Source organism: Lentilactobacillus hilgardii (genome assembly GCF_009832765.1).
GTDB classification, from domain to species: Bacteria; Bacillota; Bacilli; order Lactobacillales; family Lactobacillaceae; genus Lentilactobacillus; species Lentilactobacillus hilgardii.
Map to the genome: position 1 here is coordinate 1,705,791 of NZ_CP047121.1, position 19,193 is coordinate 1,724,983.

Consider the following 19,193-nt stretch of genomic DNA (forward strand, 5'->3'; position numbering starts at 1 on the left):
GATTTCCACGGAGGTAATCATTTGACTGAACAGGATCACAAACAAGCCTATGAACAAATGAAAGAAAATGGCATTCCGCTTTCCGAACATATTGATACGGTAACCACTGTTTTTAAAGTCATTGCCGATCAAACACGAATGAGAATTCTGTTGGCGTTGTCGGAAACATCATTAAGTGTTAATGAAATTGCCGATATCTTAACAATGAGTCAATCCAGCATCTCCCACCAACTTCGGGTGTTAAAGGACAATCGACTGGTAAAGGGAACACGGCTCGGGAAACAAATTCACTATCAATTAACCGATGATCATATTGTTCAAATATTCAAACAGATCATTGAACATATAGAAGAAAAGAAACAGCATCATTTATCCTGATGCAACAAAAAATGATTTGACCATTTGCCATTATGAGGCATTAGGTCAAATCATTTTTTGGTGACTATTTTGACAATTATCTCGTTGCACTCAAGCAGTGACCTTATCATTCTCATGGTCTCCTGCAATTTTAGATCTATTCAGAAGCAACGATGACGTCACCACCGAAACGGATGAGAAAGCCATTGCCAAGCCCGCCAATTCAGGGCTTAACTGAAGGCCGATACCAACTAGAATTCCTGCAGAGATTGGAATACCAATTAAATTGTAAATGAAAGCCCAAAACAGATTTAATTTAATTCGATTAAATGTCTTTTTGGCAATATCAAGTGCACGAACAACGCCCAGTAAATCATTTTGAATTAAAATAATTTCACCTGATTCAATGGCAATATCCGTTCCAGATCCCATTGCAATACCAACATTGGCAACGGTTAGTGCCGGTGCATCATTAATACCATCCCCAACGAAAGCGACTTTGCCTGACTGTTGTAAAGCTTTAACATGGTCAGCCTTTTCATTTGGCAAAACGCCGGCAATGACTTGATCGATGCCAACTTGTCTGCCAATCGCTTGAGCAACCCGTTGATTATCCCCGGTTAACATAACCGTTTTAAGTCCTCGGGAACGTAATTCGGTAATTGCTTCAGTAGCGGTTTTCTTAGGGGTATCTTGGATTGCAATCAACCCAATGATTTTTTCATTTAAGCCGACCAACACAACCGTTTTGGCATCATTCTGTAATTTAGCCATTTGCTTCTTCATTTCATCAGATAACAGATAATCATTTGATAGTTTATCACTGCCAACAAAGGCTTTTTGATTGTTAACAACTGCTTTAACACCTTTACCTTCAATATTTTTAAATTTTTTGGCCTTTTGATAAGTTATCTTGGCTCCACTCACTTTAGCCATAACCGCGGCTGCCAGTGGGTGCTCGGAATTCTCTTCCAAACTTGCGGCAACTTGAAGCACTTTTTCCTGATTACCTACGACATCGGTAACAACCGGCTTTCCCGCAGTAATTGTACCTGTTTTGTCAAAAACAACTGTTTTAACGTCGTTGACCTCTTCAAGTGCCTGGCCATTTTTAATTAAGACGCCCTTTTTTGCGGATCGACCGGTACCCACCATCAGAGCAGTCGGCGTGGCCAATCCCAAGGCACACGGGCAGGCAATGACAATAACAGATACGGAAAATAACATCGCCTGAACTGCCGGTGCACCTAAAAATACAAACCAAATCACAAAGGTCAAAATAGCAGCGATTAGAACTGCCGGAACAAAAATACCCGAGATCCGATCAGTCAGATTTTGAATAGGCGCATGACTGGTCTGGGCTTTTCTGACTAATTCGACAATTTGGGACAAAGCTGTGTCTTTGCCAACCTTGGTAGCCCGAAAAATAATCATACCGTCCGAATTAATCGTTGAACCGATAACGTTGTCGCCGATTTTTTTGACGACGGGCATACTTTCACCCGTTACCATAGATTCGTTAATGTTAGTGACACCTTCAGTAACAACCCCGTCAACAGGTACCTTTTCGCCCGGACGAACCCGAATCATGTCTCCCACTTGAACTTGTTCAAGTGGCGTTTTAACATACTGTCCCTTGGATAAAACTTCCGCTTCCTTAACCTGCAAACTCACCAACTTACCTAGAGCATTAGAAGCACTGTGATGCATCCGTTCCTCCAAAGCGTCGCCAAGCAACACAAAAACAGTTACAAGCGCAGCGCTTTCGAAGTAAACCGCTCTTCCAGTCATCATTGCAAAAAGTGAGTAAAAATAAGCAACGGAAGTTCCTACGGCAACCAGTGTATTCATGTTGGCATTATGATGTTTAAATGCCGCCCATGCGCTTTTCCAATAAGGAACCGCTGAAACCAACATAACCATTGTGGTTGTAATGAAGGCAATCCAGTTGTATCCGGGCATCATCCAATGAAACGGCATCAAAACCATTTGAAGCAGCATTGGGCTTGCCAAAATTAATGAAAGCCAAAACTTTTTCATATTGGATAATTTCATTCGTTAACAATCACCTTTCCATGGAACATATTCATACCACATGCATAATTGAATTCACCGCTTTTATCAGTACTAACCGAAACCTCGACATTTTTATTTAACGGTAGGTTCTTTTTAAAAGACAATTCTTCAGATTGTACTTTAGCTAAACAGGACGAGTCGTTAATCCGATGAAAAATCAATTTCGCAGGAACACCTTGTTTAAGCGTGACCGTACTTGGTTCATATCCATGATCAACATTGATCTTAATGAGTTGAGTATGACTATTAGTTGTTTCCGACTTGTCCTGACCACCAAAAAGTTTTTTAAAGTTCATCATTATTTCCTACTTTCTATATTTAAAATTAGTTTTTAACAATTATTTTCCCATGGAACATATTCATACCACATGCATAATCAAATTCTTGTGCTTTATCGGTCGGAATTTCAATTTCGGTCACACTCTGTTTTGTTAAGTCTTTGTCAATGCCCAACTTTTCAAACACAACGTGTGATAAACAAGCGGTTGAGTCATTCATTCGAAAACTCACTTTGGCTGGTATTCCTTTTTTTAAAAATAATGTACTTGGAGAATAACCTCCATCAACCAAAACAGTTGTTTCCTGTTTATTATCTGTAACCTGCGCATCAGCAACCGACCCTTCATGCTTACCAAAGAACCACCAGACAATAAATGCGATTAACAGGATTGCTACCATAAACGTTATCATCTGTAACATCAAACCTACTTCCCTTCATCAATATTCTTTAACAAAAACAATCAGCTGATTTCTTGTTGGTCTCAGTCAAATTTACAAACGTAAACTTTCCATATTTATAATCTACACTTGTAAACTTGAAAATGCAAGCATTTTCTGAAATATGCAAAAAATAAGTGCTTTAGTCCTTAGCGTCACTTGGCAGACAACTACTAAAAAACTATTTTTAATAGAATTTAAAGCGCTTTCGAATTTTCTTTTAAAATCGCTTATACTAGAGTTATCAATAAAACTCCGAAAGGATAAATCCTATGGAAACCGACTACATTTCAATTTCCTGTATCCCACTACCAACTTTTATTCAGGGTGGATATGCCATTTTTGATGCAGGAGAAACTCACCCCAATCGAAACGACCTTCAGTACTTTGTCCTCATGTTTATGGTAAAAGGCACATTATTCATTGCCGAAGACGGCCATAATTACACACTCAAGCAAGGTGACGTTTTTATTCTCCTGCCTCGTCATCATCACTATTCATGGAAAACAGTAGAAGAACAAACCGAATACTATTGGCTTCACTTTTCTGTAACGGGTAAATGGCTTCAGGGACCGACGCCGGTAGAAGTGAATTCTAAAATCAATATTCCAACACTTCATTATTTCACGCCTTCAGTCACCCTTTACCTAAAAAAATGTCAACAATTGACTGATGAGGATGCGACTTTTAAACTCATTAATCGAATTTTTAAGAATAGCGCCTTACAAAACAACCTTGGCTTTTGGCAGGCTCAACAACAATTCATCGATCTTCTCCAAACGGTCCAAGAAAAAATCCAACACGAATCATCTTATACGAGACTTGCCGAAAATATCGAACGTTATTTGAGGGATCACTTCGATGAAAAAATTACAAATACCTCTCTTGGACAGAAGTTTCATGTCCATCCAAATTCCGTTACGTTAAGTATGAAGAAAACATTTGGGATGACACCCAATGCCTTTTTAACCAAATATCGACTTGAAGAAGCTGTCAAAAGATTATTAACAACATCCGAACCCATCAACCAGATTGCCACAGATGTCGGTTATCGTAACATTTATTATTTTTCATCCAACTTCAAACAACATTATGGGATTTCACCAATCGCATACCGTGAAAAATTTACGCGCAAATAAAAACAGAAATTAAATTAAATTAGATTTAATCTAGTTCCTGTTTTTATATTAATTCATTATTTAGAAACATGTACCCTGATCATATTCCATGAAAGTGGCTGTAATTTCGCTTTAATTTCATGATCGTCTGTCAATACATCCAAGGATTGTAATCCCATTTTGCCATCCCTGTTGTCGGCTTTGACATCGTAACCGTAAAATTGAGTAGCCTCAATCACTTTTTTAACATTCAAGTCTCGCAACAATGTACTAAAATCAATCACTTCAGTCTGACTTTTATTTTCAGCAAAAATTGTAACTTCATCTTGTGATTGATCATATGTCGCAATACTATCAAGATACGGTACTGCGTCAAATTCACGCGATTTATATGTTGCAACGTCAACCTCAGGAGTCAGGGCAATTCCCTTTCCGTAATTCGAGACCTGCATATATGGATAAAAAATGGATTGGAACCAAACACCCTGATCAGTTGTCATAATCGGCGCAATAACATTAACCAGCTGTGCTAAACAGGCAATCTTTACCCGATCACTATTTTTCAATAATGTCATTAATAAGCTGCCAATCAACAATGCATCTTCAAAATTATAGACATCTTCCAAAAGGTGTGGTGCCGTCTGCCAAGGCGCCGTTTTGGCATCTTGGTCATTTGAATGATACCAAACGTTCCACTCATCAAGCGATAGATTAATTGTTTTTTGGTTCGTTTTCGTGCCTTTACAGCATCGCATATTGCTACAACACCTTTGATGAACTCGTCCAAATCAATATTTTTGCCAAGATAATTGTCAAGTTCATTAGGGTCGTCGTCACCATAAAATCCATAATATCTGTGTAATGATAAGTAATCCACGTTGTCGTAACATTGGTCCAGTACAGTTTTTTCCCAATCACCAAAGGTTGGGTTATCCATTGAGGAACTTCCACAGGCAACCAGCTCTATTGAATCATCAACCGCCAACATCGCCTTGGCCGCTTCATTAGCCAAATGACCATATTCATACGCCGTCTTTTGACCGATTTCCCAAGGCCCGTCCATTTCATTACCCAAGCACCACGTTTTGATATTGTATGGTTGTTCCTGGCCATTCTGTCGACGAAGATCACTCCAATAAGATCCTTTAGGAAAATTACAGTATTCAACTAAATTCGCAGCAGCCATAATACCGCGAGTACCAAGGTTGACAGCCATGTCTGCTTTGGTTCCCACCTTGTCCGCCCAGTTCATAAACTCATGTAATCCAAATTGATTGGTCTCAATTGATCGCCAAGCCAAATCCAAACGGGTTGGTCGCGCGTCTTTTGGCCCGATACCATCTTCCCATTTATATTGAGAAACAAAATTACCACCCGGATAGCGAACAATTGGTATATTTAACTTTTTAATCGCGTCAATCACATCCCGGCGCAAGCCATCATTATCTGCTGTCGACTGCCCTGGTTGATAGATTCCTTCATAAACGGCTCGACCCAGCTGCTCAATAAATGACCCGTAAATTCGTTCATCAATTTTCGAAATTTGATTACTGGGATCAACTTTTAATGTTGCTTTCATCACTCATTTCCTCCTTCTAATAAATAATCGCCACTTATTCTAACCTTCGTTCAAGCTGCCCCGCCGTTCCAATAAAGTCGTGCGGATTCCCTTTTCCTGTCTTTCAAACTTGATATACAGCAGGATAAGTAGTCCACCAATGACAAAGAAAATTGCGGGTAAATATGAAATACAGAATCTAATAGCTGAGAGGACTTGATCATTTTGAACGGCACCTGCCTTGTACCCGGCACGTGCCAGAACAATTGAAGGTGCCCAACCGCCTAATCCTGATCCCATTTTAATTGCAAAGGAGCTACCAATAGCAGTCAAGAAGCCACTGGCTCGAATACCGTTTTTCCACTCACCGTAATCAACCGTATCTGCGAGCATTGCAAATGGCAGGGTGACGGAGATTCCTGTTCCAATGGAAGCTAACGACCACGCAAGGGATAAGCCAATGAATGACTGTCCGGTAAAGGCTATCAGAACTTGCCCCAAGGCCGCAAGAAACATCCCGGCCATTAAGACATACGTTTTCCGGAATTTCTTGACCAGAAACGGAATGGCAACCATACCAATCAATTGCATCATAACCAAAGCATTTAATATCGACGCGAATTCTTTATGTCCTAAATTATATTGAGTGTAATAGACAACAACTGAGGTTCGGGACGCATTTCCCAACCAATAGAAGATAAAGACAAGCACTAAGATAAACCATGGCCAGTTCGATTTGGCCGCCTTAATGGAACTCAAGATTGAAACAGCTTTTTTGGGTTTATTAATCTCACGGGTATCTGAAAACGCAAACATTAACAAGCCGAATCCGATAACCCCCAAAATTATGGCTGTATTTCTCCAACCAGCTTGAGGTGTGTCTCCAAAGAAAGAAACAAAACTTAGCGTGAAAGTAGCAGTAATAAAATAACCAATCATGCCGCCGATGCTTCGGGTACTATTTAACTTAATTCGCTGATCGGAATCATTACTTAAATTAGGCAGAATTGATGTAATTGGTGTCCCAACACCCGTGTACGAAATACCAAACAGCAAATAAGTGATTAACGCCCACCAGAATTTACCCGTTGCACTTAAATCCGGTGACCAAAACATTAGGACAAAGAAAATGGCAAACGGAAACGCCATCCATAGCCAATACGGCCGGCTTTGCCCCCATTTGGTATGGGTATGGTCAATAATGAACCCCCAAATTGGTGCATCAAAAGCATCTAAAATTCGAGCAGCCAGCAAAATAGTACCTGCAGCTGCGATCGACAATCCAAAAACATCCGTAAAATAATACAAAATAAACGTTGTCACCGTTGTATAAAGTAAATTACCGGCAGCATCAGTGCTGGCATAAGCTAACATTCTATGAAACGGAATTTTGACTTTACTATTGATTGCTTCTCCAACAGAACTTTTCATGTGAATCCCTCCAAATCTGCTTAATCTTGAAATTCTTGTGTTTTACCATCAAAGCGAACAGCTAACTTAGTCGTATAGAACCGGCTGGATGTATCCAAGTTGACGTACTTTCGAAGATAAGGTGCAAAACTTCTGACTTGATATTGATGATCATCCTTTTTTTGAACGGCACCATTAATCGCATGATATTGACCGGCTTTATCCGAATAGAGATACGTTGTTTGGCCAAACCCATTTAGGTAGGCAACCAACTCTTCACCCATGTCCCAGTCATCTTCACCGGTATAACCATCCGGAAATAATCTTGAGAAGATGCCACCATCGGAAGCAAAGATTGATTGGCCAAACCGATTTCGAGACAAATCCGGACGGTTTAAATTAGGGCCGGCAATACTATAGGTTGAAGCCGCTTCACCAGGTTGAAGTTTTCGATCAGTTGTCGATGCATTTGCGTCATACATATAAAGTACGGCATTCGTTGCTCGATAAGCAGCTTGAACGAGTGCCACATCACCTAATTTCTCTCCGGTTATTTGAGCCGCAGCAGCAGTTACACCACCCCATAGAGAATGAATCATATAGGAAAGCGCTTCCCACCATCTATCCGGACTTTGAGATCTAAAATCATTACTAAAACCGATATTGGCTTTAAGTAACTCACCATAATTATTGGCACCTTTTTGATTATTGGTTAAAGCAAGCGCTGCCGCAGCGGGCCCAAAACCGGCATTGTCAAAGAAGTGCTCAGTCATTGCGGCTGCCAACGTATCACTATCCGCTTCAACACGTTTTGTAGCCGTTTGCCAAGAACGTGAAATTTCTTTATATTCATGTGCAAGGCCGGCATTTTTAACGTCTTTCAGTAAGTCTTCAATATACATAAAGTAAACACCCAACATCTGAGCCTCTTCTTTACCACGCTGATTATCATGCAAATCCGGATTTACTCTGACATCAAATACTTCGGTTGCCCATTTTAAATAGTCCATTGGTTTATGCAGGGTTAAATATTTTGCTGGGCACTTTGATAATAGATAAAATAAATGAGCAATGTATTCCAAATCCATAACCCGATAAAAATCGCCATAAAGCTTTCGCGGCTTCCTAAAATTTCCATCAACAAACCATTTGGTTCTCACGTATTTAACAGCGCTTTCTTCAATTTCACCAATTTTTTGACCAAGGTTGGAAATATGGGGGTCCAGTAAACATTCCTGAAGAACGAATGTCATCTTTCCAATAGACTCACCTTGATTTGAAACCGGGCCAAAACTATATGGTACCTTACCATCTTTCCCGGAATATGATTGATGACAAATATAATCTGCCCGGGTAGCAAGCAGCTGATTAACAGAACTCATGACATTAAAAACGCACATATCCGATGTGCCATCCGCAAACCTAACTACAAGTTGATGTTCACCAAGGCCTTGGGGATTAAACCTCAACCGGTTGTCGTGACAATCCGATGTCATGTCTTTACTGACAAGTTCAGAACCTTTTTTATATTTAACGATAATTTGTTCAATTTGTTGATTATCTGCCGGTATAATTGTAACCAGTTGCTTTTGACCACTTTGGACAAGGGGTTCAAAGCTAATATTGGGATGGCCAAACTGTTTTGCAGTTCTGTAAAAATTTTCTCTGTCCGAGTAAGCATGAATGACAAATTCCCAAGAAACGGTTTGATTTGGTTGAATGTCAATTTCGTTTTGCGGATAAATCCAGTCATGGTGCGGTCGCTTATCCGATTTGTAACCACCAGCCAAAACAAATTCATGAAACAGCATCCCGTCCAGTGATGGAGAAACATTTTCAAAAAAACGGTTTGTATAATCGTTATATGTGCCGACAGACAGCACATTACCACCAGTTTGGTAAACACCTAAGTTAGGGTTCGTGTTATCACGCCTAACAGCAGCTAGTTTTGTGTAATTTGCTGAAATTGATGGGAAAACAGCTGCTGATTGATTGGCATTTCGATGCACATTTTTATCTCGAAACATGACGTAAGCCAAACTGATCCAGACACCGAAATCGTTAATCGTCATTATTTCTTTGCCATGATTAACCATTTCAATTCGCCAATAGAGCGAATCATCCCTTAAAATAAATTTTTCGATAATTTCTACTTTGCCCAGCAGAAAGGACAGACGACTTTCTGACTCATTACTCTTAATTATTGGTGTCTCATTAATGCTTACGTATTGATGACCATTAATCGTAATATGAAATTCACCAAATAATTTATCATTATCTTGATACTTAAGGCTCTTCAAATAAGCCGGATCAATGACCCAATTCATTTTACTTGGATCATCATTGATCGTTAAATTAACAATAGCGCCCCTTTCATTTTGTTTAACGGTAAAGTATTTTGATTTCATGGGAAAGTCTCCTCAATAGTTTGTTGTAAACGCTTACGTATATAAGGATAACGGGTTTGTCCCGATTATTAAATGCGTTATCTGCCAAACTTTTTATACAAATTAAATAACTTTATGTAAAATATTTCACAATTTATTTATACTATTTAACAATTATCTTTTAACCAAGTGAAAAATTAGCATCGAATCTTGCAACTATACTAAGAATCCCTTGAATTGAGGTAATCATATAAATTCTAAAAATTAACAATTGTTTTATAAAAACTAACAATTGTTAACTGTTAAAAATTGTAAATCAAACGAGAATGACATGCGGGTTTAAGTACCCTAATCAAAAAAACAGTATCTCCGGCATTGGTTTATTCCAATGCTGAAAACGCTGTTTTATATACTTAGTTACACATTACACTTATCAAATTGATTTATTTTTGTGGTAATCAACTAATGAATCCCTAACTTTTAACGAGCTTTCTATTAAAGTGGTGTCAATTTCCATATTGTCGTTTTCCATCATATTAATTAACCGCCGGGCAGATTTTTTTCCCATGACTTGGGGATTTTGCTGAATAGTTGTAATTTGTGGTTGAACAAGTTTGGCCCAGTCCCAATCGTCAAATGCCACAACCCCTAATTGTCCTGGTACGGCCACATGGTAATGGGAAAGAATTGCAATCACCCGCATTAAAATCGTTCCTTTAAGTGCATAGACAGCAGTTCGATTTTCCAGATTATCACTAAGCGCCATTAATAAATTATAGATGTCACTATCACTGGTAGACCGATCAATCTCAATCAATTTGGCGCTTATACCTACTTTGTCGACAATATCCTTGATAGCGCTATATCTTTCCGTTCGAGCAGAATTATCAATAATCTTCTCACTAATCATCACGATCCTTTGGTATCCCATTCGAACAATAAAGTTCCCGAGCAACTGGGAGTAACCATAATTATCGGTCGTAATCTCCGGCCATGATTGCGGTGTCAACTTGCGATCCACAATCACCATTGCTGTACCGGTATCTTTAATAAATTGATAATGTGAAGCCATTTCAGAAACAGGTTGGAGAATAATCCCGTCTACCCGAAGGCTCAGCAATCTTTCCAACTGCTTTTGTTCTTGATCGAGTGAATTATTCGAATTCATCAAAATAATTTGATAACCGGATTCTTGAAAAATTTGATCTGCTCCCTTAAAAAGCATTGAGGAAAATATATTTTCAATATCAGCCACCACCATACCGATAAGATGGGTTTGCTTATCCGTCAAGGCTTTTGCCTGTTGGTTAATTCGATAACCACTTGTCTTAATAATTTGATCAATTTTTGTGCGGGTATCCTCTGACATTCGTTCAAAATGACCATTTAGGAACCTCGAAATTGTTGCCTTGGAAACGCCTGCCATTTTTGCAATATCGTTAATCGTCATCTGCTTATCGCTCATTTTCTAATCACCTAAATGTATTTTACCCGCAATAATCCTAATTTGAAAGCTAAATCAGTATAACCAATTAATATTTATTCAAACTTTCAATCCGTTTTAATAGTGAATCAAACCCTAATTTAGAAAGTGTCTGATCATTATTCTCATGAATATTAAAGTTTCGATTTTCCAAGTCATTAAAATCGTCTATCAAATATTTAGCCATTAAAAATACTGTTAAACGGTCTTTTAACTGTCTTTCGTAATCACTGGATTCTCGGAAATGAATCGTATCAAGAACATGAAAAGCGAACTTTTCGGCATCAATAGTCGTTCTGTTTTCTGACATATTTAGTCACCTGTTTCAATCTTATTCACTGGCCATTTAGGATTATCCCCCGCCAACACCCTGACCACTTCACTTGCTGCGTCAACGGCCATTCGGGCCATGCATTCCTTGGTATTTGAAGCAATATGTGGTGTCAGCAAAACATTATCGAGTTGATAAAAATCACTTGTTAGGCGAAGAGGTTCTTCGTTAAAAACATCTAAAGCTGCACCGCCAATAGTATGCGTTCTTAAAGCATTAATCAAGGCAGTTTGATCAACCAGTGCGCCTCTTCCCAGATTAATTAAAACAGCAGAATCCTTCATCTCGTTAAACTCATTCTTGCCAATTCCCTGTTGATTATCAGGTGTAACCGCCATATGCAACGTGATAATATCCGACTCTTTCAAAAGCGTTTCGCGATCAACCAATTGGCCATCTTCCGACTCTTTGACAAATGGATCGTAAATCATTATTTTCATATCTAATCCGGAAGCTTTTTTTGCAACCATTCTGCCAATCCGTCCATACCCCATAATGCCCAACGTTTTACCTGCCACATCGAATCCCATGTGAGTATTTTTATACTCAAAATGCCCCTTTCTCATTTCATCAGAGATAGACGTTAAGTTTTTAGAAACATCAAGGATTTCAGCGAGTGTTGTTTCGGCGACCGTTGACGCATTTGCGTTTGGCGTAATTGTCACCCAAATCCCCGCTTTTGCCATGAAATTTTGATCAACATTATCGTACCCAACACCGTGTCTTGCAATTACCTTCAAATTTGGCAGTTGTTTAATCGTTTGATTGGGGAAGGGATCCGTCATCAAAATAAGGCCATCTGCATCACCGGCATTTTTTTCGATTGAGTCACTAGCCATACTGTCCAACTCAATAAGAGACAGCCCGTGATCCGTTAAATACCGCTTGCCTTCCACTGAAAGACCCTTTGGAACTGCAACTTTTGTCATGTTTAACATCCTCACTTTCCTTAATCCGAGTCTTAACGAAGTAAATAACCGCCGTCAACCGGAATTGTCACACCCGTCACGTAATCTGACGCACTGCTTGCCAAAAAGACAATGGTTCCCATTAATTCTGAGGGCTTTGCCCAATGGCCTGCAGGAATATGCGCTAAAATTTCTGTGTTTCGCTCTGAATTGTTTTGAAGTGCTTTAGTCATTGGCGTATCAATGTAGCCTGGTGCAATTGCATTGACTTGAATATTATCAGGAGCCAACGCATCAGCATAGGCTTTTGTGAGTCCAACAACACCATGTTTGCTTGCAGTATACGGAAAAATAAATTTTCCTGCTCTGAAAGACTGCATTGAACCAACATTAATTATTTTGCCGTGTTTTTGTTCAGCCATCACTTTTGCGGCTTCATGAGATAAGTAATAGAGGCCGTTTAGGTTTGTATTAATGACCTTTCTCCAATCCTCATCATTGAAATGATCCCATTCATTTCGAATCTGAATGCCGGCGTTGTTAATTAAAATGTCGATTCCGCCAAATGATTTTTTAACCGCTTCAACAATTTTTTGAACAGCACCTTCTTGGGTAATGTCACTTTTTATGAAATCAATTTGACCGCTAACACTCTTTGCAAATTCGGCTGCTTCCTGCCAGCCCTTATCGCTATAGCTTGCAACAAATACCTTTGCTCCTGATAACAGCAAGGCTTTGGTATATGAAAAGCCAAGGCCGCTGGCGCCACCTGTAATCACTGCAACTCGATTATCCAAACGAAATTTATCTGTACTAAATTCAATGCTTTCTGACATTTTCCACCACTCCTCCTACTAAAACTGACTATTTCCCAGTACCTCAAGATCAGCCTCAAGTCCGGCAAGATCCGTTGGGTATTCCAGTCCAATAGGGATTTGTTTATCAAATTTTGCAATCAGTGACTGCCAATCCAAAAGTCCTTTAGAAAAGGGAACCGTTTCAGGTTCTCCTTTCTCGTTGAGAACATAACTCTTTAGATGAATATATTTAGTGAAATCAAGTAATTGCTCTGTCACTTTCTTTGTATCATGATTTGTATAAATCCAGTTACCAAGATCATTAACAAATCCAATTTCAAGTCCATGACGTTTGGCCGTCGTAAAGAAGGTTGCTAATTTATCAGGATCACTATTCTCTGCTGTTTGGTCATTCTCAATATTCAGTTCAATCGTTTTGGGCAAAATTGAATTCAAAATTGCCAATTCTCCATCATTATCTTTATGAAAGTCACCTAATGTCATTTTTAAATATGAACTTCCCATCAACTGGGCTTCTGACAGATACAGCAGGATTCTTTCGTTAATTTTCCCATTAATAAAAAGATTATCAGGAATTGAATAAAAATATGTCAGTCTGTAGTTAAGCCGTAAACGCCCCAGTTGCATCAGTTCGCTCATTTTTTCTTGATTATATTCCCGTCTAAGTTCAATATTTGAAACACCTAATTGTCTTAATGACTGGACAAGTTGCAGCTGTGTTTGACCTATATTGTGATCATGTTGTAAAAGCAACGTATTTAAAACAAATCGATTCATATTCATCATGAAAAGTCACCTCGTTCAATATTTTGGTTAACCGGTTTCTCATTAAGATTACCATCATCATATTACAAGACCACAATAATCGTCAAGTCAAAAATAGATATTATTAAAAAGCCAACACCCGTCTCAAATCCGCTTCATTACATATATCAAGTATAAATAGATAGCCTAAAATCGAAATAAGTTTGACATTTCACAATAATCATGTTTATAATGAAATCGCTTTTATGGTTAACCGGTTTCTCTTTTGGCAAACACACATGACAATTTAGGAGTGAACAACATGTCAAATATCATTATAGGAATTTTGCTATTTTTAACTTTCATTGGATTTATAGTGTTCGTAATGCGTGGCGGCAATATCATGATCGGCTTTTTGATTATGGCCGTTCTCTGGACCGTTATCGGTGGCATTCCGTATAAAGAAGCCATCAATGATATTTTTTCTCAACCGGCAATGGATTATGGATCCACGATTATGGTAATCATTTTTGGTTCGTGGTTTGGAAGAGTTCTAGTAGATACCGGTGTTGCAGGTGCTATCAGTGAACAGGCAGTAAAGGTAAGTTATAAACATCCTATTTCCGCTGCTATTTTAGTCTGCCTGATTACTGCCTTTATCTTCACAAGTTCATATGGTGTCGGTGCTGTCATTGCCATTGCTGTCATTCTTCTACCAATTTTACAATCATTGGGTCTGTCCAAAAATGTCGCAGTTGTCGCTTTTGTTATGTCAATTGGCGCCCCAATGTACGTTAATATTGTCATCATTAAACAAATTCAATTATTCTTTCCGAAAGTTATTTATGGTGCCAAATACCTAACATATGGGTTCAGTGCAATGGCGGTCCAAATGATCGTTGTTATCCTTTTCATTTTAGTTCATGCTAAATCCATCCACAAAAATGAAGTTACCAGCACTGATGTTAAAGATGTGAACATTCCAAGTGTTCCAAAGATTTCATACATTTTACCTGTTTTTCCTGTTTTAATGAACTTAATCTTTGGATGGCAGCCTATTCCGGCACTGATGCTGTCGATCTTCTTAGTTCTCTTGACTACCGGACACTTAAAGACATATAAAAATGCATTGAGCATGATTAATCAAACTGTCAGCAAAGCCATTTCGGATATCTCCGGTTTAATTGTCATGTTGCTTTTTCTAACCATGTTTAGTGCAGCGGCAGTCAAAAACACAGCTCGCTTTGGCACTATTTTAAAAAGTATTGTCCCTCATGATCCGTTTATTCTGGCAATTGCCTTTGGTGTTCTTGCCCCACTTGCACTATTTCGTGGCCCGCTTATGGTCTGGGGAGCTGGATCGGCAACAGCTGCTGTTTTGGCAGCAACCGGTTTTTTCAATCAGTATTTTGCCTTTTGCGCCATTATTGTACCGGCCGTTTCGATTGCAATTTCTACCTGCATTACCCAATCTTGGAACCTGTGGGTGGTTGAACACACGGAATTAAATGTTAAAGACTTTTTAAAAACCGGTGTGCCCTATGGGTGGTTGACAAGTATCATTAATCTGTTACTTGCGGCAATGATGTTCCATTAAGCTCATTACCTGTTTGTGAACGATTAACTGATAGCTTTTCATAAAAACATCAAAAAAGCACATGCTTAGCAAAGATTGAAACGTTACTCTGCTAAGCATGTGCTTTTTAAATAATCTTATTTATGAAAAATCATTTCATCAAATCAAGTGTTACTATCCAATATTTATATTGTTTGGTCATGTGCTTCACTTTTGTTTTCGAGCCACTATGTTTTTGTGCAATTGTTGCATACATGGTTGTATAGCCCTTTTGCAATCTGGTGATAATCATTTTAGTACCGCCATTCATCAAATACTCCTTTTCCCCTTTATTTTTGGAAATCGGATCAATATAGGCACCATGATATCCTCTTGGAACGTTAATTTTTAAAATAACGTGTTTGGAAAACGATAAAGCCACCATTCGCTTTAATGTCGTTGACGAATAAGCCATATCGGAATATTCACCACCGACTTTAACACCTTGATCATCAAGTGATTTTTTTAAGCCAAACATGGATGTCCCTCGAAAAACCGTTAATGGTGCTGATAATTTGAATTGATGAATGCCGGAATTAATATTCTTAACGTCCGAGCGAATTTTCTTAGAGGCCTTCTTTTCCGACCCCCTAAGTGCATCATTAATAGCTTCATAACCATCTCCGGTATAGTAACGAATCGCATGACGCTGATTACCGGTTAACTTTTTCGACCATTTTAAAGAAGAACGCGTTAATTTATCAATTTCATGCGCATTGTTTCGAATCGACTTATAAGAGTATAGCGAATCGTGAGTATCCTGGAAAAATAATTTATTCGGATTACCGGGAACCGTAATGATATAACCTGCATTCCCGGCTAATTTTTGCTGAACCGTCAATGCGGTATTTTTCGGAATTTGAACCGGATTTTGATAATCAGGCTGATCATTTTTCGTCTCGTAGGCTGTAATCGACCTCCTGGTTACAAAAGCCTGTTTACCAACATTTGTTGCATGCGTATAAGTATTGATCATCAACAGGTTCGTCTCGCTTGTATGTTTATGAGCCGTTTTTGCGTATGTCGGGCTTTGCATTGAAATCCCCGCTAACAAAGCCACTGCAAAAATCCATCCCTTAACTTTCCTCAATATGATTCATTCCCTTCAAAATGATGAGTTTAATTCTACACTTTTTGCCTATTTATGGCTTCTTTAAAGCTGAAGGTTAATAAAAATAAAAACAAGTTAACTAATTCTTTATAATAAATTTAAATAAATATCATTTTAATGACGTACTAGTATTGTAAAAATGAACCCCATCATTATGAATGGGATTTTAGAAGTAAGGGGTTAGCGCTAAAAATACATTACAATCCGAGAAAATACACAACAAAAAAGAAGCAACTACAATTGCTTCGAATTTAAGTATGATTTTTTATCTAGACAAATTATTTTTATTTAAGGTTCTTCTCCAAAAAATTAGCAATATCCGTACCAACCTGATTATAAGTCGCTTGGGTTGGATGCAACTTACCATCTCCGAATATTGACGTGTCAATCGTTGTCGGTACAATATCTGGGTCAACCGATCTCCAATCTAAATATTTGACGCCATTATCCTCATAAACTTCAGCTTCGGCATCACACAATTGAGACAATGTATAATCGTGATACCCAACGGTACTATACGCATCTGATTGCTGATCTGTTCCAAATGCCGTGACATAACAGTTCAAAGGCAAAATCCCAAATAATTGGATAGTCGGATTTTGACGCTTTATTCCCTTAATCTGATCATCCAGAACTTGTGTCACATCCGTCAGAGAGGAATGGAAGTAGTCGTTAACGCCATAAGCAATTGTCGCGATATCAACCTTTTTAAAATTTGTCGTAGTAACGTTTGATGTTAAATCCAAATTTGTATCACCAACAACCTTGCCATTATTTTGGCCAAGATTCGTATCCAATACATAAAGCTGTTGACTAACTAACTGAGGATAGGGACTTGTGGCATATGACGAGCCTGTCCACCCCTTTGTAATAGAATCTCCTAAACTCACCATTGTCATTTGTTGCAAATTCTTGGCATAAACCCAACCATAAACAGATGGCTTATTTGCAACTTGCACAAAGTCATATTTTAATCCGTTTTTCAAAGTAGCTGATTTTGTCACCATTAAAGATCTCTTAGCATAATTTTTAAGCCAGTGTGTCTTCTTAGCCAATTTATTCGAGCGATACGGATAAGTCCACATTGCCGTTTTTGACTTATAGTTAATGGCCTTTGTTCTTAAAGAAACCTTTTTTACCGATGTTATTCGATAATGAGCATCAACTACTGCAGCATGACTGTCTTGAATATTTATAAATTGCATAATCATAAAGCTAAAAAATAGCAAAAATAATTCTCTAGTGCCTTTATTAAAATATGATTTCAAATTCATCAATTCTCCCTCTCAGTATTCGATAATAGCAAATTAATCATAAATAAGTCCCCTGAAGACAGTTACTTGAATTCCGAGGGTAATTTAACTCGTGATCTACTAAGGATATTATAAATAACCTGGGGTGAAAGTAGGTTGCATAAATATTAAAACAGCATTACGAATCGATGACCAACTCTATTATTTAATAGTATTGGTATTATAAGTATGTTCATTTGTATCAGCCTACAAATTTAAAATAATTCGATTAAATAGACAAAAGCCTGAACCATAGCCACAAAGAAAACGTGCGGTTACGGCACAGACTTTTAACAATGGTTAATACCAAAAATACTTTGAATTAAGACTTTAACATCCTCAACTTAATTATGCACCATATCAGGTGCCGGCTGCCCATTTAAATCAATGGCAAACCGAACCAAGACCAAACTATCAGGCGTTACGGGCAGGCTATCAATATATACCTCCCGATGCTCGTTCTTTCGAATTCGTTGATAACCGCCTTCTTGAATTGCCTTATTCAGCACTTGAAAGGCTTGGCAGCCATCCTCTATCGGACCATGATTAATTGTTTGAACTTCAATGCCTTCAGCAAGTTGTTCAAAATGAAGCTCTTCTCGTTTTGTATTAACAAAGTGAATTTTTTCCAACGCAGCCTCGAATGCCTCTTCATCAACAAATAACGGTTGCTTAATCCAGATTTTAAAATCTTCAACATCGCCATTTCGCTTCCAAACAGCCTGCACCGGATAAGGTACATAAGGCTTAAATCCAGAAATTGGAATATCCTCCTCAGGACCACCACTGATCGTTTTGGCAATTCGAGCCGCAGCCTTTGCAATTCTTAAAAATTCGGGGTCATCTGTATGCTTAGTTGCTTGTCCTTGGGCCGTAATATAACTTCGAGTCGTTAGATCCACAAAGTGAGCATGTTCACTTTTACTATATTCATCTGGTTCATTTATTTCCCAATTAAACATTTTGTGTCCCTCCTCTTTGCCCCCAATTTAAACCCTAAACACGCCATGTAGCAAATAATGTGACTGAAAAATGCAATCGCTGACACATGTACAAATTATTGCAACGTAAGACAATTGAAATGATCCAATACTACTATTAACTACCAAAGCTGCTCACACTACATAATGATCATTTAGCAGCAAACAATTTAGTTCAAATTTAGTTCATAATTACTCAACTTTATGAAGTTGACAAAATTAAAAACAAATCTTACAATTCTAATTAATTTATCATTTAACAGTTTAAAGGGAAGAGTCATTAATCAC

At 38.3% G+C, this 19,193-nt stretch carries 16 protein-coding genes and 1 pseudogene; 3 read left to right on the plus strand and 14 right to left on the minus strand.

Annotated elements, in window-relative coordinates; all coding sequences use genetic code 11:
• Positions 1 to 21 precede the first annotated feature (21 nt).
• The gene (locus tag GQR93_RS07960; RefSeq protein ID WP_225428935.1) at positions 22 to 378 is read left to right on the plus strand and encodes an ArsR/SmtB family transcription factor; all 357 of its coding nucleotides are present in this window, start codon (positions 22 to 24) and stop codon (positions 376 to 378) included.
• A 90-nt stretch (positions 379 to 468) separates the two neighbouring features.
• On the opposite strand, the gene GQR93_RS07965 is transcribed toward GQR93_RS07960, so the two are convergent.
• The 3 genes from GQR93_RS07965 to GQR93_RS07975 are packed head-to-tail and all read right to left on the minus strand — an operon-like array spanning position 469 to position 3,132.
• Complete coding sequence (locus tag GQR93_RS07965) at positions 469 to 2,412, minus strand: copper-translocating P-type ATPase (RefSeq protein ID WP_003554126.1); 1,944 nt, start codon at positions 2,410 to 2,412, stop codon at positions 469 to 471.
• The gene (locus GQR93_RS07970; protein WP_003554128.1) at positions 2,409 to 2,732 is read right to left on the minus strand and encodes a cupredoxin domain-containing protein; all 324 of its coding nucleotides are present in this window, start codon (positions 2,730 to 2,732) and stop codon (positions 2,409 to 2,411) included. The genes GQR93_RS07965 and GQR93_RS07970 overlap by 4 nt, the downstream gene beginning before the upstream one ends.
• A gap of 25 nt (positions 2,733 to 2,757) precedes the next feature.
• The gene (locus GQR93_RS07975) at positions 2,758 to 3,132 is read right to left on the minus strand and encodes a cupredoxin domain-containing protein (RefSeq protein WP_003554129.1); all 375 of its coding nucleotides are present in this window, start codon (positions 3,130 to 3,132) and stop codon (positions 2,758 to 2,760) included.
• Positions 3,133 to 3,422: 290 nt separating this feature from the next.
• Between GQR93_RS07975 and GQR93_RS07980 the strand changes: the two genes are divergently transcribed.
• Positions 3,423 to 4,289, plus strand: a complete 867-nt coding sequence (locus GQR93_RS07980) for an AraC family transcriptional regulator (protein WP_003554131.1) — start codon at positions 3,423 to 3,425, stop codon at positions 4,287 to 4,289.
• A gap of 56 nt (positions 4,290 to 4,345) precedes the next feature.
• On the opposite strand, the pseudogene arfA reads toward GQR93_RS07980, so the two are convergent.
• The 8 genes and pseudogenes from arfA to GQR93_RS08020 all read right to left on the minus strand — a co-directional run bounded on the left by arfA (position 4,346) and on the right by GQR93_RS08020 (position 13,949).
• Positions 4,346 to 5,847, minus strand: a pseudogene (gene arfA / locus GQR93_RS07985) (arabinosylfuranosidase ArfA).
• A 39-nt stretch (positions 5,848 to 5,886) separates the two neighbouring features.
• A complete protein-coding gene (locus GQR93_RS07990; protein ID WP_003554137.1) occupies positions 5,887 to 7,257 on the minus strand; it encodes an MFS transporter in 1,371 nt (456 codons plus the stop codon).
• 20 nt (positions 7,258 to 7,277) lie between these two features.
• Positions 7,278 to 9,644 (minus strand): hypothetical protein, encoded by a 2,367-nt coding sequence (locus GQR93_RS07995; protein WP_003554139.1) that lies wholly within the window; start codon positions 9,642 to 9,644, stop codon positions 7,278 to 7,280.
• A 412-nt stretch (positions 9,645 to 10,056) separates the two neighbouring features.
• Positions 10,057 to 11,088, minus strand: a complete 1,032-nt coding sequence (locus tag GQR93_RS08000) for a LacI family DNA-binding transcriptional regulator (RefSeq protein ID WP_003554141.1) — start codon at positions 11,086 to 11,088, stop codon at positions 10,057 to 10,059.
• 67 nt (positions 11,089 to 11,155) lie between these two features.
• Positions 11,156 to 11,416 carry a hypothetical protein gene (locus GQR93_RS08005; protein WP_003554143.1) on the minus strand — a complete coding sequence of 87 codons (261 nt, stop codon included), beginning with the start codon at positions 11,414 to 11,416 and terminating at the stop codon, positions 11,156 to 11,158.
• A gap of 2 nt (positions 11,417 to 11,418) precedes the next feature.
• Positions 11,419 to 12,375, minus strand: a complete 957-nt coding sequence (locus tag GQR93_RS08010; RefSeq protein ID WP_003554146.1) for a phosphoglycerate dehydrogenase — start codon at positions 12,373 to 12,375, stop codon at positions 11,419 to 11,421.
• Between the two features lie 23 nt (positions 12,376 to 12,398).
• Entirely contained in the window at positions 12,399 to 13,181 is a 783-nt protein-coding gene (locus tag GQR93_RS08015; protein ID WP_159298740.1) for an SDR family oxidoreductase, read from the minus strand.
• An 18-nt stretch (positions 13,182 to 13,199) separates the two neighbouring features.
• Complete coding sequence (locus GQR93_RS08020) at positions 13,200 to 13,949, minus strand: apurinic/apyrimidinic endonuclease family protein (RefSeq protein ID WP_003554148.1); 750 nt, start codon at positions 13,947 to 13,949, stop codon at positions 13,200 to 13,202.
• Between the two features lie 280 nt (positions 13,950 to 14,229).
• Between GQR93_RS08020 and GQR93_RS08025 the strand changes: the two genes are divergently transcribed.
• Positions 14,230 to 15,504, plus strand: coding sequence for a hypothetical protein (locus GQR93_RS08025; RefSeq protein ID WP_003554149.1), 1,275 nt, complete (start codon positions 14,230 to 14,232; stop codon positions 15,502 to 15,504).
• 130 nt (positions 15,505 to 15,634) lie between these two features.
• Here the strand turns inward: GQR93_RS08025 and GQR93_RS08030 are convergent, their stop codons facing one another.
• The 3 genes from GQR93_RS08030 to GQR93_RS08040 all read right to left on the minus strand — a co-directional run bounded on the left by GQR93_RS08030 (position 15,635) and on the right by GQR93_RS08040 (position 18,887).
• On the minus strand, positions 15,635 to 16,612 hold the full coding sequence (locus tag GQR93_RS08030; RefSeq protein WP_003554150.1) for an ADP-ribosyltransferase: 978 nt from the start codon (positions 16,610 to 16,612) through the stop codon (positions 15,635 to 15,637).
• A gap of 305 nt (positions 16,613 to 16,917) precedes the next feature.
• Positions 16,918 to 17,907 carry an SGNH/GDSL hydrolase family protein gene (locus tag GQR93_RS08035; protein ID WP_003554152.1) on the minus strand — a complete coding sequence of 330 codons (990 nt, stop codon included), beginning with the start codon at positions 17,905 to 17,907 and terminating at the stop codon, positions 16,918 to 16,920.
• 362 nt (positions 17,908 to 18,269) lie between these two features.
• Positions 18,270 to 18,887, minus strand: a complete 618-nt coding sequence (locus tag GQR93_RS08040) for a hypothetical protein (RefSeq protein ID WP_003554154.1) — start codon at positions 18,885 to 18,887, stop codon at positions 18,270 to 18,272.
• Between the last annotated feature and the right edge of the window lie 306 nt (positions 18,888 to 19,193).